Here is a 25,595-nt window from a genome sequence, read left to right as displayed (position 1 = left end):
TGCGCCCGGCCTCAAGCCATGCCATCAAGCTTCTCTCCTCAATCCTGCCCCAGAAAATCATCGATGAACGACTTCATACCCTATGAAATCATAGAAGGCGATTATGACAAAGGCATGGTTCTTCTGGCGGACCATGCCATGAACCTCCTGCCGGCACACTACGGCAAACTTGGCCTTCCGCAAACCGCTTTTCATCGCCATATCGCATTTGATATCGGTATAGAGGGGCTGACACGCTCACTTGCCGCGCGCCTTGGCGTGCCGGCGGTGCTCGGGCGGTTTTCCCGGCTGCTCATCGATCCGAATCGCGGCGAGGATGATCCCACTCTCATCATGAAGATTTCGGATGGGGCGATCATCCCCGGCAACCATCCGATTTCGGACGAGGAATGGCAGAGGCGGATCGAGATTTTTCACCGGCCCTATCACAATGCCGTGGACCGTGTGCTGACCGGCGTGGCCGAAGCCTCGGAAGAAGCGCCGCTGGTTCTGTCGCTGCATTCCTACACGCCGTTCTGGAAGGAAACGCCGCGGCCATGGCATGCGGCGGTTCTGTGGGATACGGATCATCGCGCGGTCGATCCGCTTCTGGCGCATCTGCGGGCTACGGGCGACATCCTCGTCGGCGACAACGAACCCTATGACGGGGCGCTCAAGGGAGATACCATGTATCGCCATTGCATGATGAAGGGCATACCGCATGCGCTTCTCGAGGTTCGGCAGGATTTGATCGCGAATGAAGAGGGGATCGCCGAATGGTCGGACCGGCTCGCTCCCATTTTCGCCGCAATGAACGACGATCCCGTCCTGCATGAATATCAGCTGTTCGCCTCCCGCACCGGCCCCTATTGAGCCTGGAGTTTTGCCATGACGAATGAAAACGACAATCGGCAGGTCGAATTCGAGGCGGCGGCATTTCGCCGTCTCGTGCAGCACCTTCGCGAACGCCACGACGTGCAGAACATCGACCTGATGAATCTCGCCGGCTTTTGCCGCAACTGCCTTTCCAATTGGTACCGGGAAGCGGCCGAGGAGGCCGGTGTTCCGCTCAGCAAGGAAGAGTCCCGGGAAATCGTCTACGGCATGCCTTATGAGGACTGGAAGGAAAAATATCAGGCGGAGGCGAGTGATACCCAGAAAGCCGCCTTTGAGCAGAACAGGCCCAGGGAATAACCCCGATCGACGGAAACGACTTGACGCGACGCCTTTCAGTGGGCAGTTCACAGGCCGGAATTCTGCTGCCCGCCAGCAGCGACCGGCGAAGGCTTCGCCCGGAATAATGAACAAGGCTCGCATGCGGGCCGTCAATAAAGGATGATATGATGGACGATACCAGCACCACCGAAACCGTCGCCGCCGCAGAACTGCGCCAGTTCATCGAGCGCGTCGAGCGCCTGGAAGAAGAAAAGGCCGCCATTCAGGGCGATATCAAGGATGTCATGGGCGAGGCGAAGGGCCGTGGTTACGACACCAAGGCGATCCGCACCATCATCCGCCTGCGCAAGAAGGATGCCAATGAGCGCATCGAGGAAGAAACGATTCTCCAGACCTATATGGCCGCGCTCGGCATGGAATGATCGGCTGGAAATGCCTCAATGAAAAATCGCCGCTTTTGCGGCGATTTTTGTTTGAGCATCTCGCGAATTCAGCCGCGCGTGCCGGCCAGCTTTTCCGAAAGGTCGACGGCCTCCTTGCGGGCGTCCTTGTCGGCGGGGTAGAGCGCCAGATAACGTTCCCACGCCTTCAGCGCCAGCTCGTCGCGGCCCGAGGCTTCGAGGATGTTGGCAAGGCTTGCCAGCGCCGGGAAATAGCGCGGCTCCCTTTCCAGCGTCAGGTTGATATCCGCCATCGCCTTGCGGGTGTCGCCATCGGCAAAATGCACCATGGCGCGACGATAGGGCGCCTGCACATAGTCCGGATCGAGCAGAATGACCTGGTCGAGAAAATCGTAAGCGGCGGCATTGCGCTTTTCGTCAGCGGCTTCGCCCGCCCATTGCATCAGCAGATTGACCGTTGCGCTGCCGGAATCATTCCATTCGGAGGCGATCTGGTTGGCTATGCTGCGCGCCTTGACCGCATTCCGTTCTTTTTTCAGCGATGCGAAAAGCGTGTCGATCGTCTTGGCGGGTGAAGGCGCAGAGTCCGCAACGGCAGGCGGTTGCCCGTCCGCCGCATGGGCAATGTCAGCCGTTCCCGAAAGCGGGAGGCTTGAAAACAGGAAGCCCTGAGCGAGGATGATAGCCGTGCAAAAACGATTTGGGCGCATGGGTTAAAGCTTAACCCGACTGCGCCCAATATCAAATGCAAACTTCTGCTCTGTCAACAAAGTGATCCGCGAGCCTGATCGCGAACCGCAGTCGCAGTCAATCAGCCCTGACGAGCCTTGAAGCGCGGGTTCTGCTTGTTGATGATGTAGACGCGGCCCTTGCGGCGAACCAGGCGGTTATCGCGATGACGGGCCTTAAGCGCTTTAAGCGAATTCTTGATCTTCATTTTACTGGTCCGCAGTTTTGCACGGTTTCTGCCGTGCTTATTCAAACAATCAAAAGCGCGCAACGGGGCGCGCTCTTTTCGGTTGGCAGGCAGATACCCGTTTGAGCCCTGCCTGTCAACACTTGCCCGTGTCGTTGCCTTAAAAGACTAGGCTTTTCCTGTGCGCAAAAGCTCGGTCACATGGCCCATCTTGCGGCCCGGCCGTGCTTCCGTCTTGCCGTAGAGATGCACGAGACAGTCTTTTTTCGACAGCCATGCCGGCACATCGTCGATGTCGTCGCCGATGAGGTTGGTCATGACGCAATCCGAATGGCGATCCGTGCTGCCGGGCGTAAGGCCCGATACGGCCCGGATATGCTGTTCGAATTGCGAGATTACGCAGGCCGCCTCCGTCCAGTGGCCGGTATTGTGAACGCGTGGTGCCATTTCATTGGCGACCAGCGAACCATCCGGCAGGACGAAAAACTCGATGCCGATGATGCCGACATAATCGAGCGCGGCCAGAAGCTTTTCCGCCGATTGCACGGCAACCTCCCTGGCGGCGTCAGAAAGTGCGGCCGGAACGGTGGACGTGTGTAGAATGCCGTTCAGATGGACATTCTCGGCGGGATCGTAACAGGCAACGGCGCCGTCCTGGAAACGGGCGGCAATGATCGAAATTTCCCGCTCGAAGGAGATGAAGCTTTCGAGAATCAGCGGCACGCCGCCGAGCGCCGCAAAGGCGCCTGCGAGGTCTTCCCCACCGCGGAAAAGACGCTGGCCCTTGCCGTCATAACCCATGCGGCGGGTTTTCAGCACGCCCTTGCCGCCGAAGGCGGCCAATGCGGCCTCCAGCTCTTCCTGGCTGTCCACGGCGCGGAAATCGGCGGTCGGGATGCCGCAGCCGTTGAGGAAGCGTTTTTCCGTCAACCGGTCCTGCGAGGCGCTGAGCGCTTTCGGAGGCGGATAGACGGGAACGGAGAGGCTGAGCTTTTCGGCGGCCGCGACAGGCACGTTCTCGAATTCGTAGGTCACGACATCGCAACGGCTTGCGAGTTCCGCAAGCGCGTTTTCGTCGTCATATTCCGCCACGATCTGCTCGTTGCAGGCCTGCGCAGCCGGACAATCGGCCTGCGGTTCCAGTACGATGGTACGGTGGTTGAGACGGGCTGCGGCCATCGCCAGCATACGCCCGAGCTGCCCGCCACCGATGATGCCGATGGTCAGGTTGGTCGTCTTTGCCATCACTTTTGTCGTCACTGGGCGCTGTCCATGGGATATTCCGCGACAGCCGCCGACTGGCGCGCACGCCAGGCATCCAGCCGGTCGGCGAGGTCCTCGTCGCTCAGCGCCAGAACCGCGGCGGCGAGAAGGGCGGCATTGATCGCGCCGGCCTTGCCGATGGCGAGCGTGCCGACGGGGATGCCGGCGGGCATCTGCACGATGGAATAGAGGCTGTCCTGACCGGACATGGTCTTGGACTGTACCGGAACGCCGAAGACCGGAAGCGGCGTCATCGAGGCCGTCATGCCCGGCAGGTGGGCGGCGCCGCCCGCACCGGCGATGATGACCTTGAAGCCTTCGTCCTTCGCGCCATTGGCGAAGTCATAAAGCCGGTCCGGGGTGCGGTGGGCGGAAATGATGCGGGCTTCGTATTCAATGTCGAGCGCATCCAGCGTATCGGCGGCGTTCTTCATGGTCTCCCAATCGGACTGGCTGCCCATGATGATGGCGACGGGGGGCGTTTCTGCTGTCACGTAATGTCTCCGGGCTCAGGCGATGATATCGGGAATGACCTGGTCTTCGAGCTGGGTCATCTTGTCCTTGACGGCCAGCTTCTTCTTTTTCATGCGCTGTATTCTCAGCGCATCGCAGCTGGTCTGGATCATCGCGTTGATCGCCGCGTCATAATCCTCATGCTCCTGGCGCAGCCGCGCCAGCGTGAGCCTGATGTCCGCCTGGTCCTGATCGGGCATCTCGTCATCCCCATTTTATGCCAGCCGGATCGGCTCCGGCGCGTCTGTGATCGTTCACGAGCCTCTATCATCAAATCGCGGTAACGGGAAGTTATCCGTTGCGACCAAATTGCCCACTTATTGCCTTCATTTCGCCTTCGACAAGCGGCGCGATCCGTGTCACATTGCCGTCGTAAACCTGAAACTCCAGCGATGGAGAGCTGGAGGTAGGTTCAAAAAGGAAGGACGTGCCGCATGACCATTCAGGCTCATATTGCATCGCTCGAAAAGAAACACGGTGCTCTGGAGGAGGAGCTCGAAAGTATTCTTGCTTCCCCGTCGTCTGACGATAGAGAGATCGCGGACCTTAAACGTCGAAAACTGCGCCTGAAGGATGAACTGCAGAGGCTCAAGGCCTCGACAAGACATTGATTTATGCCAGACCGTCGGCCCTCGATGAATGAGGGGTCGACGGTCTGAGCCTTTCGAGCTCTGGCGGCGAAAACCTGCTGCCAGAGCTTTTTTATTGTCGAATTTAGAACGGCAGTCCGTCCCACAGCAGTTTAAGCGCCGCAATCAGCGCCATGGCATACATGAGTGGGTAAAACACGGCGGGTTTCAGATATTTCACCACCCTGGCGCCGGCAAGCGTCGCCAGCATCGCCACCGGCAGCAGGCTTGCCGATGTCTTGAGGTTGGTGGCGTCCAGCGCGCCGAGCGCGAAATAGGGAATGAGCTTGATCGCATTCATGATGGCGAAGAAACGCACGCTCATGCCAGTATAGGTCTTCGGATCGAGCTTCAGCGGCAGAACATATATCTGGAAGGGCGGACCGCCCGCATGAGCCACGAAACTCGCATAACCCGACAGGCTGGACCAGAGGGTCGCAGCCGCCGGTCTTTGCGGCTTGGCCGGAATTTCCTGGCCCTTGCGGCTTTTGAAGCTCTCATAGAAATAACGCAGCACGAACAGGATCGTGACAGAGGCGACGACAAGGCGCATGGCGTCCGCGGAAATGAGGCTCGAGGTCGCCCAGCCGAGCGCGATACCGGCGATTGCGCCCGGCAGCATGATGAGGAGCGTTTCCCGGTGGTTGTAGTGCCGCCAGGCAAAAAGCGCCACGATATCCATGACGATCAGGATCGGCAGGAAGATGGCCGCCGCCTGCACGGGCGATACCGCAAGCGCCATCAGCGGCACGCCCATCAGGGCGAGAGCGCCGCCCAGCCCGCCCTTGGAAAGGCCGACGAGCACGACTGCGGGGATGGCGACGAGATAAAAATGAAAATCGGTGAGCATGGATGGACGGTTGATCCTTTCGCCGGTCCGGTTTATCGGATTTGTCATATGAAAACGAGTGCAGATTGCGCGGTAGGCGTCTTCTGTCTGAAATGGACGAACCGATGACCCTAGTTGAAGATCGTTGCCGCCTTGTCCTCATCGTTCCGCAATCGGACGACGCGCAAAAGCAGGCGACAGAGGTGGAAGACGCATTGCGGGGCGGCGATGTCGCTTCCGTCATCATTCCGCAATATGGTCTGGATGACGCCGCTTTCCAGAAACGCGCCGAGCTGATCGTGCCGCTTGTCCAGAAGGCAGGTGCGGCAGCGCTCATCGCCGGCGACAGCCGCGTTGCCGGTCGCGTGAAGGCGGATGGCCTGCATGTGGTTGGCAATGGCGAGGCGCTTGCCGAGGCCGTGGAAAAATTCACGCCGAAGCTCATCGTCGGCGGCGGCAATGCGGATGACCGTCACAAGGCGCTGGAGCAGGGCGAGGCCAATCCGGATTATGTTTTTTTCGGAAAGCTCGAAGGCGACATCAAGCCGGAAGCGCACCCCAAAAACCTGGCGCTCGGCGAGTGGTGGGCCTCGATGATCGAAATCCCGGCGATCGTCATGGGCGGCACGGATATTTCCTCGGTGGTTGCCGTGGCAGAAACCGGTGTGGAGTTCGTGGCGATGCGCAGCGGTGTTTTCGATAACGTCAGTGGCGCTGCCCAGGCCGTTTCTGAAATCAACGCCCTGCTTGACGAAAAAGCGCCACGGTTTGACGGTTGATACAGGCGATGATCATGCGCTCGGTTCACCTCTGCCTTTCCGTTTCGCTGCTGGCGCTCGCTTTCGGCGCGCCGGCGGGTGTCGCTTTTGCCCAGTCCGGGCCGCAGAGCGAAAGCAATGCACTGTCCCGCCAGCTGGAAAATGAGGCTCAGCCGACCCGTCAGGGCAGGGTGCAATCCGAAGAGCAGAAGGACTTGCAGCCCTCTGCAGGTGTGAATGTCTATCAGCGCATGGGCGCGGAGCTGCCGGCGCTGCCGCCTGAAAAGGAATTCAAGGGCCGGGTGGACGAAGCTTACGGGCATTTCCAGCGCGGCGAATATGTGCAGGCGCTCGACAAGGCGCTGAACCGCGCGCAGAACGGTGACGCAGCCGCCCAGACGCTGGTGGCGGAAATGATGTCGCGTGGTCTGGGCATCGCCCGTGACGAGAAGACAGCTGCTTTCTGGTACCAGCAGGCGGCTCAGGGTGGCGATCCCGTCGCCATGTTCAAATTCGCGCTGATCCTGATGGAAGGCAAATTCGTCACCCGCGACAAGGCGAAAGCTGACGATTTCATGCGCCGTGCGGCGGAAGCCGGCAACGCCTCTGCCCAGTTCAACTGGGGTCAGATACTGGTTTCGGAAAATCCCGGCGCCAAGGGTCTGCTGATGGCTTTGCCGTTCTATGAGAAATCCGCCGAACAGGGCATTGCCGATGCGCAATATGCGGTGTCGCAGATTTACTGGTCGCTCAAGGATGTGCCGGCCGAGAAGAAGGCAAAGGCGCGGGACTGGCTGACACGGGCCGCGAAGGCTGGATACGATACCGCGCAGGTCGATCTCGGCATCTGGCTGGTCAACGGTTTCGGCGGTGAGCGCAATCTGGATGAGGGCTTCCGCTGGCTCTACGGTGCGGCACAGCGCGGCAATGTCGTGGCGCAGAACAAGGTGGCGCATCTTTACATTCAGGCGCTCGGCACCCGGCCCGATCCGGTCGAAGCGGCCAAATGGTACGTGCTTTCCCGCCGCGCCGGGCTGAAGGATCCGTCTCTCGAGGACTTTTATCTCGGCATCACCGACGAGCAACAGAAGAAGGCGATTGAGGCCGCAAATCGTTTCCGCCCGACGTGATGGAAGGGGAGCCTTCCGGCACCGGCGTCGACCCATGGGCTTTTTGCCTTGAATTTCCGCGCGTTTTGTGGTCTTGAACCGCAAACTTTCAATTCAAGAAAATAATGACGTGCCTGCCCGGTGAGCTTCCGGGCGGTTCGCAAGATTTCCAGGAAACAACATCGATGGCCCGTTCAGCCCTTCTCAATGTCATGGTTCAGGCCGCCATCAAGGCGGGTAAGTCTTTGTCGCGTGACTTCGGTGAAGTGCAGAACCTTCAGGTCTCGGTCAAGGGACCGAGCGATTTCGTCTCGCAGGCGGACCTGAAAGCCGAGAAGATCGTGCGCGACGAGCTGATGAAGGCCCGCCCGACCTACGACTTCCTGGGTGAAGAAGGCGGCGAGGAAAAGGGCACGGACGGCGCACATCGCTGGATCGTCGATCCGCTGGATGGCACCACCAACTTCCTGCACGGCATTCCGCATTTCGCGGTTTCCATCGCGCTCGAGCGTAACGGTGAAGTCGTCGCCGGCGTGATCTTCAATCCGGCCACCGACGAACTCTACACTGCCGAGCGCGGCGGCGGTGCGTTCCTCAACGATCGCCGCATCCGTGTCGCTGCGCGCAAGGCGCTGACCGATTGCGTCATCGGCTGCGGCGTGCCGCATCTCGGCCGTGGCAATCACGGCAAGTTCCTGGTCGAACTTCGCCACGTCATGGGTGAGGCAGCCGGCATCCGCCGCATGGGTGCGGCTTCGCTCGATCTCGCTTATGTCGCCGCTGGTCGTCTGGATGGTTTCTGGGAAGCCGATCTTTCGCCATGGGACATGGCGGCAGGTCTGGTGCTGATTCGTGAAGCCGGTGGTTTCGCCTCCGACATCAAGGGCGGTACGGATATCTTCGGCAGCAGCTCCGTCGCTGCCGGCAATGAATATATCCACAAGGCGCTCGTCGAGGTCGCCAACCGTCCCATTCCGGGCCGCTGATTGGTTTTCGGCGGAAAACCTGCTGTTTTCTGCAAGTTTTAGACGCCCGGCGAATATTCGCCGGGTGTTTTTATTTTCCGTCATCCGGTTCCAGGCTGTTTTCGTGAAACGCCTGTGACGAAAGACCGGCTTTTCGCTTCAAATCGTCGCAATTTTCAAATAGCTTCCGCTGGATAGCTGACCAGAGGGAATGCGAACGTTATGGCGGATTCGGAGCTGCTCGATCTTGGCGTCGAGAAACCGGTGACCACACGGCAATACAGCCACAAGCTGTCCAGCCCGACACCGTTTCTCTGGACGATGGTTCTGTTTCTGATCCTCGTGGGCTTTCTGGCGGCCATTCTTTACCGGCAGGCCCACACCGCCTTCATGACCAATCCGGGGCTCAACGGCTTTATTCTCGGTGTGCTGGCCATCGGCATCATTCTGGTGTTCACGCAGACGATGAGCCTGCGTTCCGAAGTTCGCTGGTTCAATGCCTTTCGCGCTGCCGGCAGCGTCGAAAAGGTCGGCCGTGCGCCCAAGCTGCTTGCGCCGATGAGCACGCTGATCGGTAAGCGTGGCGAAGTCCGGCTCTCTGCCGTTATGCAAAGGACGATCCTCGATTCCATCGCGACGCGCCTCGATGAGACGCGTGACACATCGCGTTATCTTGTCGGCCTGCTGGTGTTTCTCGGCCTGCTCGGCACCTTCTGGGGCCTGATCGGCACCATTGGCGCCATCAGCAATGTCATCCAGTCGCTCGATCCGAGCGCTGGCGACAGCAACGATATTCTCGGCTCCCTCAAGGCTGGCCTGACTGCGCCGCTGGCGGGCATGGGAACAGCCTTTTCCTCGTCGCTGCTTGGTCTTTCGGGTTCGCTGATTCTCGGTTTCCTCGATCTTCAGGCCGGCCGCGCCCAGAACCGTTTCTATACCCAGCTCGAAAACTGGCTTTCCTCGGTGACGGATACGACGGAAGGGCCGAGGGAGTTCAAGGGCGAACCCGGCGCCGTGGTCAGCACCGAGCGCTCGCTTGCGGCCATGACCAGCCTTGCCGAAGGCATTCAGGGCCTGGTCAAGAACATGCGCAGCGAACAGCAGATGTTGCGAGACTGGATCGAAGCGCAGCAAGAAGAATCGAAATCGCTCCGCCGCACGCTCGACCGGCTGTCGGCGCGGATCGACAGCGACACGAAATCTTCCGGACGCACCCGGCACGATAACGGGAGCGAGTAGCCATGGCGCTTGCGCGCAACCGCCGCCGCGACAGGGGTGTGGATTATTGGCCGGGTTTCGTCGACGCGCTTTCGACGCTGCTCATGGCCATCATGTTTCTGCTCACGGTCTTCGTACTGGCGCAATTCGTTTTGTCGCGGGAAATCACCGGCAAGGATGAGGTGCTAACACGTCTCAACAGCCAGATTGCGGAGCTGACCGAACTTCTGGCCATGGAAAAGGGCAACAAGCAGGATATTGAGGACGCACTCGCGAGCCTGCAATCCACCCTTGCCGCATCCGAAAACGAGCGCTCGCGCCTGCAGGCGCTTCTCGATGCGGGATCTGGCAGCAATGCGAATGCCAATGCCCGGATCGGTAGCCTGACCGGTGAGCTGGACGAGCAGCGGCAGGCCAATTCCCGTGCCTCCGCGCAGATCGAATTGCTCAACCAGCAGATTGCGGCGCTGAGAGCGCAGATTGCCTCGGTCGAAGCCGCGCTTCAGGCCTCGGAAGCCAAGGATGCCTCTTCTCAGGTCAAGATCGCCGATCTCGGTCGCCGTCTCAATGTCGCGCTGGCGCAGCGGGTGCAGGAACTTAACCGTTATCGGTCCGATTTCTTCGGGCGGCTGCGCGAAATCCTGTCGGACCGCGAAAACATCCGCATCGTTGGCGACCGGTTTGTCTTCCAGTCCGAAGTGCTCTTCCCCTCCGGCGGCAATGAACTCAACCCGGAAGGGCAGGCGGAGATGGAGAAGCTTGCTGTCGCGTTGCTCGATCTCGCCAAGGAAATTCCGGCGGAGATCAACTGGGTGCTGCGCGTGGATGGCCATACGGACAATGTCCAGCTTTCCGGTTCCGGGCGTTATCGGGACAATTGGGAGCTTTCGTCGGCCCGCGCCACCTCGGTGGTGAAATTCCTGATCTCCAAGGGCGTGCCGGCAAACCGGCTGGTCGCCGCCGGTTTCGGCGAATATCAGCCGATTGCCGAAGGCGATACGCCGGAGGCACGGCGGCAGAACCGCCGTATCGAACTCAAGCTCACCGAACGCTGAAATCGCGGACCGCCTCATCGCGGTTGCCTTCTGATGAAAGTGAATTTACGTTCGCGTAAAAGTAATTCCGTCATATCTGGGAGGGGCTGATGGAAGGCTATGATGTGGTCGTTGTCGGCGCGGGGCTTGCCGGGCTGGTGGCGGCAACCGAGGCGGCTGAGCGGGGTTTCAGCGTCTGCGTCGTGGATCAGGAGGGCGAGCAGAACCTTGGCGGACAGGCCTTCTGGTCGCTGGGCGGTCTGTTTTTCGTCGATAGTCCCGAACAGCGCCGGATGCGGGTGCGAGACAGTCTCGATCTTGCAAGACAGGACTGGTTCGGCTCGGCCGGTTTCGACCGTCCGGAGGATTATTGGCCGCGCCGCTGGGCGGAGGCCTATCTCGATTTTGCTGCCGGTGAGAAACGCGAATGGCTGCACCGCATGGGCATGCGCTGGTTTCCCGTTGTCGGCTGGGCTGAGCGCGGCGGCAGCCTCGCCCACGGCCATGGCAATTCCGTTCCGCGTTTCCATGTAACCTGGGGCACGGGTCCGGGCGTACTTGCACCTTTCATCGAAAAGGCGAAGGCGATGGCGGCAACAGGCCGGCTGACCTTTCGCTTTCGCCACCGGGTTGATCGTCTGGAGATCGCCGACGGTCGGGTGACCGGTATTTCAGGGGCGGTTCTCGCAGCCGACCCCGTGCAGCGCGGGCAGGAGAGCAGCCGGCAAGAGCAGGGCGATTTTGTCTTCTCCGCTGCGGCGGTCATCGTCAGCTCCGGCGGTATCGGCGGCAATCAGGAACTGGTGCGGCGCAACTGGCCGGTGGAACGGCTGGGCGAGCCTCCTGCCAGCATGGTCTGCGGTGTTCCCGCGCATGTGGATGGCCGCATGATCGCCATTACGGAAACCGCCGGTGGAGCCGTCATCAACCGTGACCGCATGTGGCATTATACCGAGGGTGTGAAGAACCACGATCCGATCTGGCCGGGTCACGGTATCCGCATCCTGCCCGGCCCCTCGTCCTTCTGGTGCGATGCGGATGGAAACCGCCTCGCCGCCCCCGCCATGCCGGGTTTCGATACGCTCGGCACGCTTAAAATGCTGGGCGAACGCGGCAGCGGCCATAGCTGGTTCATTCTGACCAAGGCGATCATCAAGAAGGAATTTGCGCTTTCAGGCTCGGAGCAGAATCCGGATCTGACCGGCAAGGATATAAGGCTGCTGCTCAAAAGACTGGGCAAGGAACCACCGGGACCGGTGCGTGCCTTCATGGAGCGCGGCGAAGATTTCGCCGTTCGGGATACGCTCGAAGAACTCGTGACGGCGATGAATGCCATCAGCGGCGACGACCGGCTGAATATAGGCCGTATCCGCCATCAGATAGAGGCGCGCGACCGCGAAATCGAAAACGGTTTCAGCAAGGATGCACAGGTAACGGCCATCCATGGCGCGCGCCGTTATCTCGGCGACCGGTTGATGCGGACGGCAAAACCGCACCGCTTGCTCGATCCGGCAATGGGGCCGCTGATTGCGGTACGGCTGCATGTGCTGACGCGCAAGACGCTTGGTGGTCTTCACACCGATCTTGAAGCGCGGGTGCTGGATGCTGCCGGTGCGCCGGTGCCGGGCCTTTATGCCGCCGGCGAAGTGGCGGGTTTCGGCGGCGGCGGCATGCATGGCTATAATGCGCTGGAGGGCACGTTCCTTGGCGGCTGCCTGTTTTCCGGCCGCGTTGCGGGGCGCAAAGTGCTGGCGTGATCTAGGCCTGGGCGCGCAATTCGTCCGGCCCGGTCTGGAATTGCAGCCGGGCAAGCCGCGCATAAAGGCCATTCTGGCGAATGAGGCTCTGATGCGTGCCTTCTTCGATGATGCGGCCTTCATCCATCACCAGAATGCGGTCGGCCTTCAGCACGGTGGCAAGGCGATGGGCGATGACGATGGTGGTGCGGGTTTTCATCAGCTCATCGAGCGCCTTTTGCACCAGCGTTTCGCTTTCCGCATCCAGCGCCGAGGTGGCTTCGTCCAGCAGCAGGATTGGCGCATTGCGCAGAATGGCGCGGGCAATGGCGATGCGCTGGCGCTGGCCGCCGGAAAGCGTCACGCCGCGTTCACCCACCTGCGTATCATATCCGTCGGTAAGACGTTCGATGAAGCTGTCGGCCTGTGCGGCAATGGCGGCGGTGCGCACTTCCTCGCGCGTCGCGTCAGGCCGGCCAAAGGCGATATTATCGTGGATGGAGGAGGCGAATATCGCCACATCCTGCGGAACGATGGACAGGCGCGCGCGCAGATCGGCAAGGGTGACGTCGCGGATATCCGTGCCATCGACGGTGATGCGGCCCTGCTGCGGATCGTAAAAGCGCATCAGCAGCGAAAAGACCGTGCTCTTGCCGGCACCGGAAGGCCCGACGATGGCGACGGTTTCGCCGGCGCTGACCTTGAAGGAGAGGCCGGAAACGATCGGCCGTCCTGTCGCGAGCGGATAGACAAAATCGACATTCTCGAATTCCGCCTCGCCGCGCGGCTGCTGCGGCATGGCGACGGGCGATGTGGGTTCCGCGACGGGCGAGTGCTCGTTCAGCAGTTCGGAAAGCCGTTCGGCCGCACCGCCCGCCTGCGCCAGTTCACCCCAGACTTCGGAGAGCTGGCCGAGACCGCTTGCCGCGATGACCGAATAAAGCACGAACTGACCGAGCGTGCCCGCGGTCATGCTGCCCGACAGCACGCTTTGCGCGCCATACCAGAGAATGCCGACGACGCTGCCGAAGACCAGCGCAATGGCGACGGCGGTGAGGATGGAGCGGGCGCCGATGGCGGCGCGTGCGCCCTGATAGGCGGCTTCCACGGAGGCGCCATAACGGGCATTCGCCAGCACCTCGGCATTAAAGGACTGCACGGTGCGGCTCGCCGCAATCGTCTCGGAAGCATAGGCGGCGGAATTGGCCAATGTGTCCTGCGTGGTGCGGGAGCGGGCGCGAACCGAGCGCCCGAAGGCGATCAGCGGGAAAACGATGAAGGGAATGGCAAGCAGCGCAAGGCCGGAAAGACCGGGGCTGGTATAGATCATCATCGCCACCGCGCCGCAGCACATGATGATGTTGCGCAGCGCTACCGAGGCGGACGAGCCAAAAGCCGAGCGAATCTGCACGGTATCGGCGGTCAGCCGCGAGGTCAGCTCGCCGGATCGATTGCTATCGAAAAACTGCTGCGACAGGGTGGTGAGGTGGGCAAAGACATCGCGGCGCAGATCGGCAACGACCCTTTCACCGATGGTCATGACGTAATAATAACGCATGGCGCTGGCGAGCGCGAGGACAACGGCAATCGCCAGAAGCATGGCGAAATAGCTGTTGATCATGCCGCCATCCGGCGTCTGGAAACCGTGATCGATAATGCGGCGAACGGCAAGCGGCAGGGCAAGTGTCGTGGCGGAAGAAAGCACGAGAGCGAAAAGGGCGGCCGCCATCAGGCCGCGATAACGCCGGAGATAGGGAAACAGGCCAAGAAGCGGCTTCAGGCTTCTTTGTTTCGCCGCTTTCTGCTCGTCAATGTCTGCCACGTCCTCTATGCTCCTCATTCCCTGCCGTTTTGGGCCTTTTGCGGGTGAATTTCCGGTGTGCGGTAAAATTCCCGCCCCTTTGGCCATCTCCTTTCACAAGGGGATAGCAGGCTCTTGTTATCTGGGCGACCTTCATGTATAGGCTCCGCATCGAATTGGGAAGCCATAGCCCATCTGGTCTATGGCTTCATTTATTGAAATGGCTCAGTTGACGCAATTGCGGCAAATGGACCGCACGTCACTTAACCAGGAAGATTGTCATGAAGGCTGATATCCATCCCGATTATCACACGATCAAGGTGGTCATGACCGATGGCACCGAATACGAAACCCGCTCCACCTGGGGTTCGGAAGGCGCCGTCATGAACCTTGAAATCGACCCCAAGTCCCATCCGGCATGGACGGGCGGCAACCAGCAGCTTATGGACCGCGGTGGTCGCGTTTCCAAGTTCAACAAGCGTTTCGGCGGCCTCGGCCTCTGATCCTCTTGTGGACGGATCGTTTAAAAAAAGCCCGGTTTTACCGGGCTTTTTTGTTGCCATTTTTCGGCGATGGCGCTCGCGCCCGCGTAGCACGCAAAGAAAAAAGCAGGCCGGTGAGCCTGCTTTTCAAATTGTCCGGATAAGGTCGTCTTTTCTCAGTTGATCGAGAAAGCCGTGCGCAGAAGGTTGAGCTGCGCCTGCACGCTGTTTTCATTGTCCGGCACCTTGGCGGCTTCGGATGGGCGATAGATTTCGCGGTCGAGCAGGGCGATGCGGTTCTGGAGACGCAGCGAGCGCTCGATGAGATCGCGGAAGGATTCCGGCAGGTCGTTCCAGCCGGGCGCGTTGCGGTCGACGTTGAAGCTGTCGAGTCGCACCTTGTTCTTTTCGTTCAGAACCTGATCGCGTGTCATTTCGCCGTTGTTGACGGCGCGCTGCAGAAGCAGCCAGGAGGCCATCTGCATCAGGCGGGTGGTGAGGCGCATCGATTCCGCCGCATAAAGCACCGAGGCCATGCGCGGCAGCACCTTGGAGGCGGCGCGGCCGGCGCCGTCGAGATAACTTGCCGTTTCCTCAACCAAGGTCATGCCTTCGGTATAGAGGGTCTTGAACTGGTTGGAAGCAGCCGCGCGACCCGCAAAGCTTATGGTATTTAAAACCTGTTCCGACATTTTCTTTAAATCCCTGCTCACGCACCACACTGTCAGGCAACGACGACCCGGATATTTTGTTCCGGCCTTTAGTGTTTTCAGGATGGTATCTTTACCTGAAATGCGCAAGGCAATTATTAAAGAAGGGTTAATACCCACAGTTTTACGGAAACCGGCCAGCGGCAAAAAAAGAGCCGCGAAAGCGGCTCTCAAGGTAAAACAGGGAGAAAAATCAGACCAATTCGCCGTATGGAGAAGATGCCTGAGGTCCAGAAGAACTGGACATGTATAGTAATCTCTCAGAAAGCTTAATTTTCGGTTAATGGTAAACGAAAGACTGCCCCGTAATATTCATTTTCGGGCGCTGGCTGAGCCGTAGCTTGCGGCAGCGGAAGTGCAGTCGTGTACCTATTCTGCAGCGCGCATCAGGATCGGAAGAGATTTTCCGCCGCCTGCCTTCCGGCGGATTTCCGTGTCCTCTCCTCTTCGAGTCGGGTGATTTCGGCTTGCAGAAGATCGATACGGCTGCTCAGCTCGTCCACGGAAAGAAGGCTGAGATCGCCACCGATCTCATGCGCTGCCGGTTTTTGCGGACGGTCATCGTCAAAGAGGCTCATATGCCTGCTCCTTTTTCCACATAGTCGCCATCGTCGCCTGGATATTGCGGCGCGCGCGGGTCAAGCGCAATACTTTCCGGCGTGACGAGCGGTGAGGGCGTCGTTGGCATCATCGTCGAGAAATTGTCTTTTTCCTCGGTGGAAAGCGCAGCGCGCCGGCGGCTTCTGATGATGGCATAGGCGGTGATGAGCAGATGGGCCACAGCCGTCACCAGGAACAGTGCATAGGGGCCGAAATGGGTCATGATCGCGCCGCCGAGCGTCGGGCCGATGATGGTGCCGATGCCGTAAAGCAGCAGCAGACCGCCGGAAACCTTGACGAAGTCTTCCGATGCGGCGAAGTCGTTGGCATGTGCCACGGCGATGGGATAGAGGGCGTTGGCGGCGGCGCCATAAATGGCGATCATGGAAATCAGCACATAGACATCATGCGGCTGGACCACCGCGACAGCCAGGCCCGCGACCGCGCCAAGCCCGGCCAGCCCGGCCAGCACGTAGCGGCGGTCTATCCGGTCTGAAAGCCGGCCTGCGGGAAATTGCGCCAGCGCACCGACGAAAATCGTGACGGACACCATGATGGCGATCATGGTCGGGTCCAGCCCTGCCCGCGCACCGAAGACGGCGCCGAGCGTACCGTAAGCGCCATTGGCAATGCCGATCATCAGAATGCCGATGAAGGAAACCGGTGAGTTGCGGTAAAGGGCCGGCAGATCCAGCTTCACCTTCTGCAACGGCTGTGGGCTCGCCGCCTTCGAAAGCGTCGCTGGCAAAATCGCGATGCAATAGATGATACCGCAGATCATGAACAGCGAGGTATTGCTGATATCCCCCATCGGCACGATCATCTGCCCCGCCACGACGCCGAGCAGCGTGATGGCGATATAAAGCGAGAAGATCATGCCACGACTTTCATTGGTGGCGCGCTCATTCAGCCAGCTTTCGATAATCATCGAGGTTCCGGCCGTGCAGAAACCGGTAAGCGCGCGCAGCGCGATCCATGAGGTGTCGTCGATGATGAGGCCGGTCATCAGCACCGTCAGGCACACCAGCGCCACGAAGGACCCGAATGCCCGTACATGGCCAGCGCGGCGCACGATGGCAGGCGCGACAAAGCAGCCGACGACGAATCCCGCCGCCCAGGAAGTGCCCAGAAAGCCAAGAATTTCATTGGAGTAACCTTCCGCCGAACCACGCACCGGCAGGACGAGGCCCTGAAGGCCGTTGCCGAGAAAAAGAAACAGAGTGCTGGATAAAAGAGCGAATACGGGTAGAAGATTTCTGCTCATGAAAACACTCTCATGCGTTCGGACGGACGGTCGGACAGGTCATAGGACGGGCGTTACCCGAATGAGTTGCACTCTTCTGGTGAACGGTAAAAATGTCCAGCCTGTGACGATGCAGAAATAAAGAAAAGGCTCAATAAATGACGAAGGCGATCGGCCTTTTTTTACTGCTGGCCATGGTGGTCCAGATCATCCGGCCGCTCGGTCTGCCGGGCCTGAAAAAAAGAGGCGATTGCTGGAAGATCGCGGTTGCCGCCTTTGTCATCTGGTCGGTGACGCTGCTTCTGCGTCCGTAACGAAAAGCCGCCGCGGAGGCAGGCTCCTTTCAGGCGGGTGGCGGCTCCGCATCGGGCACGACCGATAAAGTATGCTTGAGGCATTTAAGTGCGAAACAGGAGCGGGAATGGCGCACACCCTCGATCTTGTAAAGCTTGCGGCGCAGAAACTGCTCGTAACCCGCGGTTCCCGCCACCGCCACCTTGATGAGATAATCATATTCGCCGGTCGTCAGATAGGCTTCCAGCACTTCGGGAAGAGCGGCCATGGCCTTACCGAAACGTTCCAGAACCTCATCGTCGTGACGCTCCAGCATGACCTCGATGATCACCGTCTCGGTCAGTCCCAGGTGGGCCTGATCGAGAATGGCGGTATAACCGCGAATGACCCCTTCGTCTTCCAGCCGCTTGACGCGCTGCCAGCAAGGGCTGGGCGACAGCCCTACCTTTTCCGATAGTTCCGTATTGCTCAGCCTGCCGTTCTCCAGCAGGGCCCGCAATATTTTGCGGTCAATTCTGTCCAGCGGCTTCGTCATGCCGGCCTCCCTGAAATATATCGCAAAAAAATCTGCCGTCGGTGGGGCCGCTCGCGAAAGAAGTGTTTTCCGAAGGGCACTTTGGCGGCGCCATTCGAAAGCACCTTTGGCTGGTCTTTGAGTACCGTACTGCAAGGTACAGGCAGCAGGGAGGAGCAGGCATGGCACCTACACGGCAACAGCATTTTCCAAGGCCGAGAACGCTGATACACCCCGGTATTTCTTCGCCGGTGCGTATCAACAGCCTGCGCTCGCCGTCTGCGCGCCATATGCGGCTCTTCATCGCGCCTGGCTGCAGCCTCTACGATGGAATCGTGCGGTCTTTGGCCGAAAACGGCATCGAAAATGCCTCTTTGACCATTCTCGGCGGTTATTTCGACATCCTGTCCTATTGCGTGGCTCCACCCGATCCTTCCGGCAGGGCGGTCATCGCCTATACGAAACCCATCGATGCCGGGGCAGCCTGGCTGGTTTTCGGCAACGCGACGCTGGGGCGGAGCATGAAGGGCGAGCCGATCGTGCATTGCCATGCCGCCATGCGGACTGCGGCGGGTGTGGTCAAAGGCGGCCATTTGCTGACGGAATCCTGTATCGTCGGAGAAGGCGGCATTTCCGCACTCGTGACCTCGCTCGACAGTTTCGTGCTGCAGCAGTCCTTCGATCCCGAAACCAATATTCCCCTTCTTCAACCCAGGAATCGCACGGAGCGCGCCGATGAACACGCATAACACTGTCGAATCCGGCTCCATGGGCCGCGTGGCCTATGCCCGCATCGCGCCCAATGAAGATCTCGTGCTCGGCGTCGAGAAACTGTGTCTGGCCGAAGGTTTCCGCAACGCCTTCGTGCGCGGCGCGTTGGGCAGTCTGGTGGATGCGTGCCTCGGCACCCGCAGCGGCGCGTTTTTGCAGATAAGCGGTCCTGCCGTTGAAATCGTTTCGATTGCCGGTGAGGTGCGCGCCCAGCCGGATGGCTCCCTGCGCGCCGCGCTGACCGGCGTTGTCGCCGATACCGATGGCGCGGTTTACGGCGGTCCCTTCATCGCCGGCGCCAACCCTGTATGCATGACCTTTGAGGTGACGCTGGAAGAATGGTTGCCTGCGGAAAAGCCGCAGGCGGCGTGAGGTACGGTAAGGCGGGCGGTGGAGTTGCGCGGCGCAACTCATGCGGCCGCCCCCTGTCTTTCGGTCAGAAGCAGCTCGAAAGTGACGCAGACCGGGTTCTTGCCGCGCACCAGCCGCCCGCCGCTGATCTGCGTGGTAAGATCGACCATCGCAATATCCAGCATTGCCCGTCCGCCACCCGTGGCGGAGGGGTGGATGCGGCCATTGCGGATGAGGATTTCGCTGGCATAGGCGGTGAGACTTGTTCCGTCTTCATAATCCGCGCCGATCAGGCTGCCGATACCATTGACCTCGGCCTTCCGCAGGTCGAATTGTTTGCAGGCGGCTTCAAGCGCCGTGCAGATATCGGTATTGGGCCGCACGGTGCACAACAACGCCCGGCGCCCTGCATCTTTCCGGTTGCGCGGCTGCGCGATGGGCGTGAAGAGGGGGAAATTGGTTTCCTCATCCTTTTGCACATCCAGAATTGCGCCATCCAGCGCCAGCGCCTCGAGCGGCGTTTCCCCGGCAAATTCGGACTCCAAAGGCAGCAGGTGGCCCATGGATAGAACGCCTTCGGCACTTTTCCACGAACCATGGCAATGCAGGAACGGCCGACCGTCGCGTCGCCCCATATGCAGGCCGGCATCGATGATCGTGCCTCCCGGCATGGAGAATGTTTCGCTATACCAGGCGGCATGGGCGTCATCGGGTGCGGCTGCGGGCATGACATAGTGCAACCGCTTCATCGGCACATTTTTCAGTCTGACATAACCGCCATCGAAACCCTGTTCGACAAAGGCCTCTGCAATCGCTTCGTTGACGCAGACGCCGGGTCTGGCATTCAGCCTGACCGGATGGGCGTGGCAGCCGACGACGCGGAAGCGTTCGGGTGTTGCCGGCCCCGGATGGACGATGCTGCGCGGAAGCCCCTTCGGGGGCATTATCGTCATACCGCAAGCCCTGCGGTAATGAAGCCGCCATCCACGGCCAGCACCTGTCCGTTGATGTAGCTCGCGTCGTCCGACACAAGGAAAGCCACGGCAGAGGCGATCTCGTCCGTCCTGCCATAGCGGTGCATGGGAACGCGGCTGTGCCACTGGCTGCGAACATTCTCCGTATGAACCGCTTGGGTGAGGGGGGTATCGACGGGGCCGGGCGCAATCGCATTGACGCGAATGCCCGATTGCCCCAGCTCGTTTGCCATAACCATCGTCAGAAGATTGACGCCACCTTTTGAAGCGCCATAGGCGCTGCGACCACGATTGCCGCACATGCCGGAGACCGAGCTGATATTGACGATCGAACCGGAAATTGCGCGGTCCAGCCAGTAACGCGCGGCGGCGCGGGCCACGGCGAAGCTGCCGACGAGATTAACGTCAACGATACGACGGAATTCTTCCACGCTGGTATCGATGGAAAGCTTGTCGATGCCGATGCCGGCGCTGTTGACGACGGCCACCAGATCAACGGCACGATCGGCGCCGCCTGCCGTCAGGGCGGCGAAAGCCTCTTCTATCGACGCCTCATCCGCCACGTTGCAGACGATGCCGCGCGAGGCATCGATGCCGAGTTTTTCGCAGGCCGCATCCAGCGCCTCACGCTTGAGGTCCAAAAGCCATGGCTGCCAGCCGCGCGCCATTAAGAGCTGCGCCGTGGAAAAGCCGATACCCGATGCGCCGCCGGTGATGGCGACAGCGCCTTTCATCTCTCTCGTCTGCTGTGTCATACCGTCTCCTCCCGGTTATGCGTTACGGCCTTCAGCCGGTCAGTTTTTCCTCGAAAACCGGCATCTGGCCGCGCTTTTCCAGCTCCTCGCGGATCATCTTCTTGGTGATCTTGCCATAGGCGGATTTCGGCATGGCATCCCAGAACACAACGGCTTTCGGCAGCTTGTAACGGGCCATCTTGCCGTCGAGATAGGCTTTCAGGTCGATGCCGGCGATATCCGCGCCCTCCCGCGCCACGCAGACGGCGACGCCGACCTCGCCCCACACCGCGTCCGGCACGCCCAGAACCGCTGTCTCGCTGATATCCGGGTGCATGAGGATTTTCTCCTCGATCTCACGCGGATAGATGTTCGAGCCGCCGGAAATATACATGTCGGAGGCGCGGCCGGTGATGTAGACGAAACCGTTCTCATCGCGGTGGCCAAGATCGCCGGTGCGGAACCAGCCGTTGCGGAAGGCTTTGGCATTGGCATCGGGATTATCGTAGTAACCCGCGAAAACCGCCGGGCCGATCACGCAGATCTCGCCGGTTTCACCGGCCTGAAGCTCCTCGCCCGCATCGTTCTGGATTTGCACTTCCATGCCGGTGCGATCAAAACCGCAGGTGCCGATCCGCGCCTCCGGGCCGTCCTCGGCGGCGTGGAAGGAGGGCGGCAGCACGGTGATGTTGCCGGTCACTTCGCCGAGGCCGAAATATTGCACCAGCACCGGGCCGAGCTTGGCGAGCGCCCGTTTCTGATCGGCGCGATACATGGGCGCACCGGCATAGATGACGTAGCGCAGCGAGGAATGATCGAAACGATCCACGGAAGGGTCTTCGATCAGCATTTTCAGAATGGTCGGCACGGTAAAGGCATTGGTGACGCGCCATTTCTCGATCAGCGCCCATACCGCAGGCACATCGAGTTTTTCCGCAGCCGGAAGCACCGTTTTTGCCCCATGCGCCACCTGCACCAGCTGGTGAATACCCGCGCCATGCGACAGCGGCGCAACGACGATGGAAGCGTCGCCCGGTCCGGTGCCGGGCATCAGATCGCAAAGATGGTTGGTGATGACGAAAGCCATCTGGCCATGGGTCAGTACCGCAGCCTTGGGCCGACCCGTTGTGCCGGAGGTGAAGAAGAACCAGCAGGGATCGTCCCGATCCACCGCCTGGCTTTTTACTTTCTGGCCCAGATGACGGGCCACGATGGTATCGTAGTCCTCGCCGAATTCGGCCGTGCCAATGGCGATGGTGAAATCGATCGCGGTCGCATCACGGCTGGCCCTTGCATGCTCGGGAAAAGCGCTGGCGCAGATCATGCCGCGTGCGCCGCTGGCTTTTGCCAGATAGGCCACCTCATCTGGCGACTGGCGGTAATTGGTCGGCACCCACACCGCACCCACGCGGAAGCAGGCGAACATGGATTCGAACATCTGGTTGTTGTTGGAAGACTGCACCAGAATGCGGTCACCCTTTTTGACGCCGAATTCGGTGACCAGCGCCTGCGCCATGGCATCGACACGGGCGTCCATTTCAGCCCATGTCCAGGTCTTTTCACCCCAGACGAAACCTATATCGGTTGGGTGGCGGCGTGCCGCCTGGGTCAGGAAATGCGAGAGATTCATCACCCGCGTGGTGGAAGGCGCAACCCCGCCGGGAGGATGCTGCACGGCGCTTTGTATCGTCATTTCACGCGCTCCATGATCGAGACATAATTGGCAACCGCAGTTCCGCCCATGTTGAAGACACCGGCCAGCGAGGCGCCGGGGATCTGCATGTCGCCCGCCTCACCCATCAATTGCATTGCGGCCATGACATGCATCGAGACCCCGGTTGCCCCGACAGGATGCCCCTTGGATTTCAGCCCGCCGGAGGGGTTGATCGGCAGGCGACCGGTTTTCAGCGCAGTCCCTTCGCGTACCACCCGATGGCCTTCACCGGGTTTCGCCAGCCCCATGGCCTCATATTCAATGAGTTCGGCAATGGTGAAGCAATCATGGGTTTCGACGAAGGAGAGGTCGTCGAGCGTCGCCCCGGCGAGTTCCAGTGAACCTGCCCAGGCGCGGCGCGCGCCCTCGAAGGCCAGCGGATCGCGGCGGCTGAGCGCCAGAATGTCATTGACATGCTTGCGGCCCCTGAAACCGATGGCCCGGTTGAGTGTCGCTGCGGTTTCCTCATCGGCCAGAATGATGGCGGCGGCGCCATCGGAAATCAGCGAGCAGTCGGTGCGGCGCAACGGGCCTGCGACATAAGGGTTCTTGTCCGATACCGTGTTGCAGAAATCGAAGCCGAAATCCTTGCGCATATGGGCATAGGGATTGACCGCGCCATTGGCGTGGTTCTTGGCGGCGATCATCGCCAGTTCTTCCGAGCGATCTCCATAGCGCTGGAAATAGGCCTCAGCGATACGTCCGAACTGGCCGGCAAAGCCGCCGGAAATATCGGCTTCCTCAGCACGGTAGCAGGCCGATAGCAGGATTTCACCCACCTCGGCGGTTGGCAGCGCCGTCATTTTTTCGGCGCCGACAACGAGCGCGATGCGTCCACGCCCGGCCTCAATGAAATCCATGGCGCTGTAAAGGGCGGCCGATCCCGTCGAGCAGGCATTCTCGAAACGCACGGCGGGCGTATAGGCGAGGCGCTCATCGCCCATGGCCACCAGCGCGCCCTGAAAATCCTGTTTCGAGAAACCGTTATTCATGACGCCGACGAAAATGCCGTCTATATCGCCGACATCGACGCCGGCATGGTCTATGGCCGGCGCCACGACCGAAGCCATCAGTTGCTCGGTATTTTCAAGGGCCGATTTGCCGAAAGGCGAATGCGCCCAGCCGACGATCTGCGCTTTGCTCATTTGCTCGTTCTCCTTGTTTGCCGTTTCGCATCGCCTTCGCCGCGCGTGCGGGCGCGGCTGGCCATCATTTCCGCAATGCGTGTCTCGATGCGGGTCACTTCCTCGCGCAGCACCGCCGCCAGTTCCGGCTGGCGCTCCGGCCGCATGCGGCTGTCGACGGCGGCAATGCTCAGCGCCCCCGCCACCGCGCCATCCGGCGTTCGGATGGCAACGCCGATACCCCAGGAATTCGAGAGGATCAGACCCGGATTGAGCGAATAACCATTGGTTCGCGTCAATTCGACATCGCGGCGCAGCCCGTCCAGCGTGATGCCGGGATAGTTCGCGGCAATCAGCCCGCTATTGGCGGCAATGACGCTTTCCACCTCGGCATCGGGCAGCGCCGCCAGCATGGCGAGCGATCCCGCGCCAATGCCCAGAGGGTGCTCGAAACCGGCCTGAAGCGCGTGGGTGCGCACCGGCCAGGTGCCTTCTTCGCGATAGAGGCACAGCGCAAATGTATCGCGACGCACGGAAAGGAAGCTCGAATCCTCGGTGCGGCGGGAAATGCGCGTCAGACTATCCTGGGCCATCTGCAGCAAGCCGAAACGGCGCGATGACAGGCTGCCGAGCACATAGGCTTCCTCGCCCAGATAATAACGCCGCGTTTCCTCATCCTGCTCCACCAGGCCTGCGCGGATCAGCGCCAGCAGCAGGCGGCGGGCCGTGGGCTTGTTCAGCCCGCTTTCGGTGACGATGACCGAAAGCGCCACACCGCGTTCGGCATGACGCCCCACCATCGATAGAAGCCCCAGCGCCCGGTCTACCGCGCGCGCGCCTGTCAGGTCGTTTTCCATCGGGATCATCGTGGCCATATCAGGAAAACGCTCCCACCGCACAGCTTTGCCCGCCATCGACCGGCAGGCAGATGCCGGTGATGAACTTGGCTTCATCGGATGCCAGAAAGACTGCCGCATGGGCGATATCGAAGGCATCGCCCATGCGGCCGACCGGGACCGCGGCATTGCGCGCTGCCACCATATCCTCGACGGAGGCATATTGATTGCTGATCTGCTTGTAGATCAGCGGCGTGTCGATCATTCCGGGCAGAACGCAATTGGCGCGAATGCCCTGGCGGGCATATTGCATGGCCAGCGCCACGGTTGCCTGGTTTACGGCGGCTTTCATGGCGTAATAGGCAAAATAGGGATAGCCGGTCCAGCGAATGGAGGCGAGCGAGGAGATATTGACGATGGCCCCGCCGCCCTGCGCCAGCATCACCGGCAGCACCGCCTTGGCGGTGCGATAAACGGAGCCGATATTGAGGTCGACCGAGGCTCGAAAGCGTTCCTCATCCAGCTCGACCGGGCCGCCCATATGGGTCACGCCGACATTGTTGTGCAGGATATCGATGCCGCCGAAGACCTCGCAGGTCCGCGCAACCGTGGCAGATACGGAATCGAATTCCGTGACATCGGCAGCAACCGCAATCGCCTCGAAACCTTCGCCGCGAATGATCTGCGCGGTTTCCTCGGCCGCGTCAGCGAAGAGGTCGACACAGGCCACGCGTGCGCCTTCGCGGGCGAATTGCACGGCCGCAGCCTTGCCATTGCCGAAACCCGGACCAGATGATCCTGCGCCAAAAACAATGGCGCGTTTTCCCGTCAGGCGACCTGTCAAAACAGTCTCCATTACAATCGTCAGAAATAGTCGGGTCGGCCCCGCTAGAGCGTTTTCACTTTTCTTCGAATCGCGAA

The 25,595-nt window shown here is 60.4% G+C and carries 31 protein-coding genes; 14 read left to right on the top strand and 17 right to left on the bottom strand.

Annotation, left to right across the window (positions count from 1 at the left end; genetic code table 11):
- Positions 1 to 63 precede the first annotated feature (63 nt).
- From FGF54_RS19005 to FGF54_RS18995, 3 genes are all read left to right on the top strand, one after another.
- Positions 64 to 852: an N-formylglutamate amidohydrolase gene (locus tag FGF54_RS19005; RefSeq protein WP_020012241.1), complete on the top strand. Its 789-nt coding sequence runs from the start codon at positions 64 to 66 to the stop codon at positions 850 to 852.
- 15 nt (positions 853 to 867) lie between these two features.
- Positions 868 to 1,173 (top strand): DUF1244 domain-containing protein, encoded by a 306-nt coding sequence (locus FGF54_RS19000; RefSeq protein ID WP_142780757.1) that lies wholly within the window; start codon positions 868 to 870, stop codon positions 1,171 to 1,173.
- Positions 1,174 to 1,319: 146 nt separating this feature from the next.
- On the top strand, positions 1,320 to 1,577 hold the full coding sequence (locus FGF54_RS18995; RefSeq protein ID WP_020812069.1) for a DUF2312 domain-containing protein: 258 nt from the start codon (positions 1,320 to 1,322) through the stop codon (positions 1,575 to 1,577).
- Positions 1,578 to 1,645: 68 nt separating this feature from the next.
- Here the strand turns inward: FGF54_RS18995 and FGF54_RS18990 are convergent, their stop codons facing one another.
- The 5 genes from FGF54_RS18990 to FGF54_RS18970 form a co-directional block, all read right to left on the bottom strand.
- Entirely contained in the window at positions 1,646 to 2,266 is a 621-nt protein-coding gene (locus tag FGF54_RS18990; RefSeq protein ID WP_142780756.1) for a tetratricopeptide repeat protein, read from the bottom strand.
- A 101-nt stretch (positions 2,267 to 2,367) separates the two neighbouring features.
- Entirely contained in the window at positions 2,368 to 2,493 is a 126-nt protein-coding gene (gene ykgO / locus FGF54_RS18985; protein WP_003497670.1) for a type B 50S ribosomal protein L36, read from the bottom strand.
- A 147-nt stretch (positions 2,494 to 2,640) separates the two neighbouring features.
- Positions 2,641 to 3,717, bottom strand: a complete 1,077-nt coding sequence (locus FGF54_RS18980) for a 5-(carboxyamino)imidazole ribonucleotide synthase (RefSeq protein WP_142780755.1) — start codon at positions 3,715 to 3,717, stop codon at positions 2,641 to 2,643.
- Between the two features lie 11 nt (positions 3,718 to 3,728).
- Positions 3,729 to 4,196 (bottom strand): 5-(carboxyamino)imidazole ribonucleotide mutase, encoded by a 468-nt coding sequence (purE, locus tag FGF54_RS18975; protein WP_035212960.1) that lies wholly within the window; start codon positions 4,194 to 4,196, stop codon positions 3,729 to 3,731.
- Between the two features lie 48 nt (positions 4,197 to 4,244).
- A complete protein-coding gene (locus FGF54_RS18970) occupies positions 4,245 to 4,448 on the bottom strand; it encodes a YdcH family protein (RefSeq protein WP_003497661.1) in 204 nt (67 codons plus the stop codon).
- Between the two features lie 234 nt (positions 4,449 to 4,682).
- On the opposite strand from FGF54_RS18970, the gene FGF54_RS18965 reads away from it, so the two are divergent.
- Positions 4,683 to 4,859 (top strand): YdcH family protein, encoded by a 177-nt coding sequence (locus tag FGF54_RS18965; protein WP_003506164.1) that lies wholly within the window; start codon positions 4,683 to 4,685, stop codon positions 4,857 to 4,859.
- A 103-nt stretch (positions 4,860 to 4,962) separates the two neighbouring features.
- Here FGF54_RS18965 and FGF54_RS18960 read toward each other — a convergent pair whose 3' ends face one another.
- Positions 4,963 to 5,727, bottom strand: coding sequence for a sulfite exporter TauE/SafE family protein (locus FGF54_RS18960; protein WP_003520365.1), 765 nt, complete (start codon positions 5,725 to 5,727; stop codon positions 4,963 to 4,965).
- A gap of 104 nt (positions 5,728 to 5,831) precedes the next feature.
- Between FGF54_RS18960 and FGF54_RS18955 the strand changes: the two genes are divergently transcribed.
- From FGF54_RS18955 to FGF54_RS18930, 6 genes are all read left to right on the top strand, one after another.
- Positions 5,832 to 6,485 (top strand): thiamine phosphate synthase, encoded by a 654-nt coding sequence (locus tag FGF54_RS18955; protein ID WP_142780754.1) that lies wholly within the window; start codon positions 5,832 to 5,834, stop codon positions 6,483 to 6,485.
- An 8-nt stretch (positions 6,486 to 6,493) separates the two neighbouring features.
- Positions 6,494 to 7,594 (top strand): tetratricopeptide repeat protein, encoded by a 1,101-nt coding sequence (locus FGF54_RS18950; RefSeq protein WP_035262893.1) that lies wholly within the window; start codon positions 6,494 to 6,496, stop codon positions 7,592 to 7,594.
- Positions 7,595 to 7,758: 164 nt separating this feature from the next.
- Positions 7,759 to 8,559, top strand: a complete 801-nt coding sequence (locus tag FGF54_RS18945) for an inositol monophosphatase family protein (RefSeq protein WP_035262908.1) — start codon at positions 7,759 to 7,761, stop codon at positions 8,557 to 8,559.
- 201 nt (positions 8,560 to 8,760) lie between these two features.
- Complete coding sequence (locus tag FGF54_RS18940; protein ID WP_142780753.1) at positions 8,761 to 9,777, top strand: flagellar motor protein MotA; 1,017 nt, start codon at positions 8,761 to 8,763, stop codon at positions 9,775 to 9,777.
- Between the two features lie 2 nt (positions 9,778 to 9,779).
- Entirely contained in the window at positions 9,780 to 10,811 is a 1,032-nt protein-coding gene (locus tag FGF54_RS18935; RefSeq protein ID WP_142780752.1) for a peptidoglycan -binding protein, read from the top strand.
- 89 nt (positions 10,812 to 10,900) lie between these two features.
- Entirely contained in the window at positions 10,901 to 12,547 is a 1,647-nt protein-coding gene (locus tag FGF54_RS18930; protein WP_142780751.1) for an FAD-binding dehydrogenase, read from the top strand.
- A 1-nt stretch (position 12,548) separates the two neighbouring features.
- Here FGF54_RS18930 and FGF54_RS18925 read toward each other — a convergent pair whose 3' ends face one another.
- On the bottom strand, positions 12,549 to 14,348 hold the full coding sequence (locus tag FGF54_RS18925) for an ABC transporter transmembrane domain-containing protein (protein ID WP_142780750.1): 1,800 nt from the start codon (positions 14,346 to 14,348) through the stop codon (positions 12,549 to 12,551).
- 260 nt (positions 14,349 to 14,608) lie between these two features.
- On the opposite strand from FGF54_RS18925, the gene rpmE reads away from it, so the two are divergent.
- A complete protein-coding gene (gene rpmE, locus FGF54_RS18920) occupies positions 14,609 to 14,830 on the top strand; it encodes a 50S ribosomal protein L31 (protein WP_003497640.1) in 222 nt (73 codons plus the stop codon).
- Between the two features lie 155 nt (positions 14,831 to 14,985).
- On the opposite strand, the gene FGF54_RS18915 is transcribed toward rpmE, so the two are convergent.
- The 3 genes from FGF54_RS18915 to FGF54_RS18905 all read right to left on the bottom strand — a co-directional run bounded on the left by FGF54_RS18915 (position 14,986) and on the right by FGF54_RS18905 (position 17,383).
- The gene (locus FGF54_RS18915) at positions 14,986 to 15,501 is read right to left on the bottom strand and encodes a DUF1465 family protein (RefSeq protein WP_035262902.1); all 516 of its coding nucleotides are present in this window, start codon (positions 15,499 to 15,501) and stop codon (positions 14,986 to 14,988) included.
- Positions 15,502 to 15,905: 404 nt separating this feature from the next.
- The gene (locus tag FGF54_RS18910; protein ID WP_003506186.1) at positions 15,906 to 16,097 is read right to left on the bottom strand and encodes a DUF1192 domain-containing protein; all 192 of its coding nucleotides are present in this window, start codon (positions 16,095 to 16,097) and stop codon (positions 15,906 to 15,908) included.
- Positions 16,094 to 17,383: an MFS transporter gene (locus FGF54_RS18905; protein ID WP_035262904.1), complete on the bottom strand. Its 1,290-nt coding sequence runs from the start codon at positions 17,381 to 17,383 to the stop codon at positions 16,094 to 16,096. The genes FGF54_RS18910 and FGF54_RS18905 overlap by 4 nt, the downstream gene beginning before the upstream one ends.
- A 137-nt stretch (positions 17,384 to 17,520) precedes the next feature.
- On the opposite strand from FGF54_RS18905, the gene FGF54_RS27330 reads away from it, so the two are divergent.
- Positions 17,521 to 17,676 (top strand): hypothetical protein, encoded by a 156-nt coding sequence (locus FGF54_RS27330; protein ID WP_003520354.1) that lies wholly within the window; start codon positions 17,521 to 17,523, stop codon positions 17,674 to 17,676.
- 29 nt (positions 17,677 to 17,705) lie between these two features.
- Here the strand turns inward: FGF54_RS27330 and FGF54_RS18900 are convergent, their stop codons facing one another.
- The gene (locus tag FGF54_RS18900) at positions 17,706 to 18,191 is read right to left on the bottom strand and encodes an Lrp/AsnC family transcriptional regulator (protein ID WP_065656502.1); all 486 of its coding nucleotides are present in this window, start codon (positions 18,189 to 18,191) and stop codon (positions 17,706 to 17,708) included.
- Positions 18,192 to 18,352: 161 nt separating this feature from the next.
- Here FGF54_RS18900 and FGF54_RS18895 point away from each other — a divergent pair, with 161 nt between their 5' ends.
- The gene (locus FGF54_RS18895) at positions 18,353 to 18,919 is read left to right on the top strand and encodes a DNA-binding protein (protein ID WP_168208187.1); all 567 of its coding nucleotides are present in this window, start codon (positions 18,353 to 18,355) and stop codon (positions 18,917 to 18,919) included.
- Positions 18,906 to 19,313 carry a PPC domain-containing DNA-binding protein gene (locus FGF54_RS18890; protein ID WP_003520351.1) on the top strand — a complete coding sequence of 136 codons (408 nt, stop codon included), beginning with the start codon at positions 18,906 to 18,908 and terminating at the stop codon, positions 19,311 to 19,313. The genes FGF54_RS18895 and FGF54_RS18890 overlap by 14 nt, the downstream gene beginning before the upstream one ends.
- A 38-nt stretch (positions 19,314 to 19,351) precedes the next feature.
- Here FGF54_RS18890 and FGF54_RS18885 read toward each other — a convergent pair whose 3' ends face one another.
- Genes FGF54_RS18885 through FGF54_RS18860 form a run of 6 tightly spaced genes read right to left on the bottom strand, consistent with a single transcriptional unit; the run spans position 19,352 to position 25,518 of the window.
- Complete coding sequence (locus FGF54_RS18885) at positions 19,352 to 20,245, bottom strand: PCC domain-containing protein (RefSeq protein ID WP_142780748.1); 894 nt, start codon at positions 20,243 to 20,245, stop codon at positions 19,352 to 19,354.
- The gene (locus FGF54_RS18880; RefSeq protein ID WP_142780747.1) at positions 20,242 to 21,021 is read right to left on the bottom strand and encodes an SDR family NAD(P)-dependent oxidoreductase; all 780 of its coding nucleotides are present in this window, start codon (positions 21,019 to 21,021) and stop codon (positions 20,242 to 20,244) included. The genes FGF54_RS18885 and FGF54_RS18880 overlap by 4 nt, the downstream gene beginning before the upstream one ends.
- A 31-nt stretch (positions 21,022 to 21,052) precedes the next feature.
- Complete coding sequence (locus tag FGF54_RS18875) at positions 21,053 to 22,693, bottom strand: acyl-CoA synthetase (protein WP_142780746.1); 1,641 nt, start codon at positions 22,691 to 22,693, stop codon at positions 21,053 to 21,055.
- Entirely contained in the window at positions 22,690 to 23,859 is a 1,170-nt protein-coding gene (locus FGF54_RS18870; RefSeq protein WP_142780745.1) for an acetyl-CoA acetyltransferase, read from the bottom strand. The genes FGF54_RS18875 and FGF54_RS18870 overlap by 4 nt, the downstream gene beginning before the upstream one ends.
- The gene (locus FGF54_RS18865) at positions 23,856 to 24,713 is read right to left on the bottom strand and encodes an IclR family transcriptional regulator (RefSeq protein WP_065656496.1); all 858 of its coding nucleotides are present in this window, start codon (positions 24,711 to 24,713) and stop codon (positions 23,856 to 23,858) included. Before FGF54_RS18865 ends, FGF54_RS18870 begins: the two co-directional genes overlap by 4 nt.
- Before the next feature lies 1 nt (position 24,714).
- Entirely contained in the window at positions 24,715 to 25,518 is an 804-nt protein-coding gene (locus tag FGF54_RS18860; protein WP_168208186.1) for an SDR family NAD(P)-dependent oxidoreductase, read from the bottom strand.
- Positions 25,519 to 25,595: the final 77 nt, after the last annotated feature.

It is taken from the genome of Agrobacterium sp. T29, assembly GCF_006970545.1.
In the GTDB taxonomy this organism is placed as follows: domain Bacteria; phylum Pseudomonadota; class Alphaproteobacteria; order Rhizobiales; family Rhizobiaceae; genus Agrobacterium; species Agrobacterium leguminum.
Note: the sequence above shows the minus strand (reverse complement) of the source record. Positions and strands in the feature narration are given on the sequence as shown.

Excerpts from the sequence above, each read along its gene's own strand:
- FGF54_RS18915 (WP_035262902.1), bottom strand. The coding sequence starts at position 15,501 with ATGTCGGAACAGGTTTTAAATACCATAAGCTTTGCGGGTCGCGCGGCT.
- FGF54_RS18895 (WP_168208187.1), top strand. The coding sequence starts at position 18,353 with ATGGCACCTACACGGCAACAGCATTTTCCAAGGCCGAGAACGCTGATA.
- FGF54_RS18930 (WP_142780751.1), top strand. The coding sequence starts at position 10,901 with ATGGAAGGCTATGATGTGGTCGTTGTCGGCGCGGGGCTTGCCGGGCTG.
- FGF54_RS18955 (WP_142780754.1), top strand. The coding sequence starts at position 5,832 with ATGACCCTAGTTGAAGATCGTTGCCGCCTTGTCCTCATCGTTCCGCAA.
- FGF54_RS18970 (WP_003497661.1), bottom strand. The coding sequence starts at position 4,448 with ATGCCCGATCAGGACCAGGCGGACATCAGGCTCACGCTGGCGCGGCTG.
- purE (WP_035212960.1), bottom strand. The coding sequence starts at position 4,196 with ATGGGCAGCCAGTCCGATTGGGAGACCATGAAGAACGCCGCCGATACG.
- FGF54_RS18890 (WP_003520351.1), top strand. The coding sequence starts at position 18,906 with ATGAACACGCATAACACTGTCGAATCCGGCTCCATGGGCCGCGTGGCC.
- FGF54_RS19000 (WP_142780757.1), top strand. The coding sequence starts at position 868 with ATGACGAATGAAAACGACAATCGGCAGGTCGAATTCGAGGCGGCGGCA.
- FGF54_RS18905 (WP_035262904.1), bottom strand. The coding sequence starts at position 17,383 with ATGAGCAGAAATCTTCTACCCGTATTCGCTCTTTTATCCAGCACTCTG.
- FGF54_RS18940 (WP_142780753.1), top strand. The coding sequence starts at position 8,761 with ATGGCGGATTCGGAGCTGCTCGATCTTGGCGTCGAGAAACCGGTGACC.
- FGF54_RS18990 (WP_142780756.1), bottom strand. The coding sequence starts at position 2,266 with ATGCGCCCAAATCGTTTTTGCACGGCTATCATCCTCGCTCAGGGCTTC.
- FGF54_RS18965 (WP_003506164.1), top strand. The coding sequence starts at position 4,683 with ATGACCATTCAGGCTCATATTGCATCGCTCGAAAAGAAACACGGTGCT.
- FGF54_RS18960 (WP_003520365.1), bottom strand. The coding sequence starts at position 5,727 with ATGCTCACCGATTTTCATTTTTATCTCGTCGCCATCCCCGCAGTCGTG.
- ykgO (WP_003497670.1), bottom strand. The coding sequence starts at position 2,493 with ATGAAGATCAAGAATTCGCTTAAAGCGCTTAAGGCCCGTCATCGCGAT.
- rpmE (WP_003497640.1), top strand. The coding sequence starts at position 14,609 with ATGAAGGCTGATATCCATCCCGATTATCACACGATCAAGGTGGTCATG.
- FGF54_RS18885 (WP_142780748.1), bottom strand. The coding sequence starts at position 20,245 with ATGACGATAATGCCCCCGAAGGGGCTTCCGCGCAGCATCGTCCATCCG.
- FGF54_RS18870 (WP_142780745.1), bottom strand. The coding sequence starts at position 23,859 with ATGAGCAAAGCGCAGATCGTCGGCTGGGCGCATTCGCCTTTCGGCAAA.
- FGF54_RS18950 (WP_035262893.1), top strand. The coding sequence starts at position 6,494 with ATGATCATGCGCTCGGTTCACCTCTGCCTTTCCGTTTCGCTGCTGGCG.
- FGF54_RS18980 (WP_142780755.1), bottom strand. The coding sequence starts at position 3,717 with ATGGCAAAGACGACCAACCTGACCATCGGCATCATCGGTGGCGGGCAG.
- FGF54_RS18865 (WP_065656496.1), bottom strand. The coding sequence starts at position 24,713 with ATGGCCACGATGATCCCGATGGAAAACGACCTGACAGGCGCGCGCGCG.
- FGF54_RS18935 (WP_142780752.1), top strand. The coding sequence starts at position 9,780 with ATGGCGCTTGCGCGCAACCGCCGCCGCGACAGGGGTGTGGATTATTGG.
- FGF54_RS18880 (WP_142780747.1), bottom strand. The coding sequence starts at position 21,021 with ATGACACAGCAGACGAGAGAGATGAAAGGCGCTGTCGCCATCACCGGC.
- FGF54_RS18910 (WP_003506186.1), bottom strand. The coding sequence starts at position 16,097 with ATGAGCCTCTTTGACGATGACCGTCCGCAAAAACCGGCAGCGCATGAG.
- FGF54_RS18875 (WP_142780746.1), bottom strand. The coding sequence starts at position 22,693 with ATGACGATACAAAGCGCCGTGCAGCATCCTCCCGGCGGGGTTGCGCCT.
- FGF54_RS18900 (WP_065656502.1), bottom strand. The coding sequence starts at position 18,191 with ATGACGAAGCCGCTGGACAGAATTGACCGCAAAATATTGCGGGCCCTG.
- FGF54_RS19005 (WP_020012241.1), top strand. The coding sequence starts at position 64 with ATGAACGACTTCATACCCTATGAAATCATAGAAGGCGATTATGACAAA.
- FGF54_RS27330 (WP_003520354.1), top strand. The coding sequence starts at position 17,521 with ATGACGAAGGCGATCGGCCTTTTTTTACTGCTGGCCATGGTGGTCCAG.
- FGF54_RS18945 (WP_035262908.1), top strand. The coding sequence starts at position 7,759 with ATGGCCCGTTCAGCCCTTCTCAATGTCATGGTTCAGGCCGCCATCAAG.
- FGF54_RS18995 (WP_020812069.1), top strand. The coding sequence starts at position 1,320 with ATGATGGACGATACCAGCACCACCGAAACCGTCGCCGCCGCAGAACTG.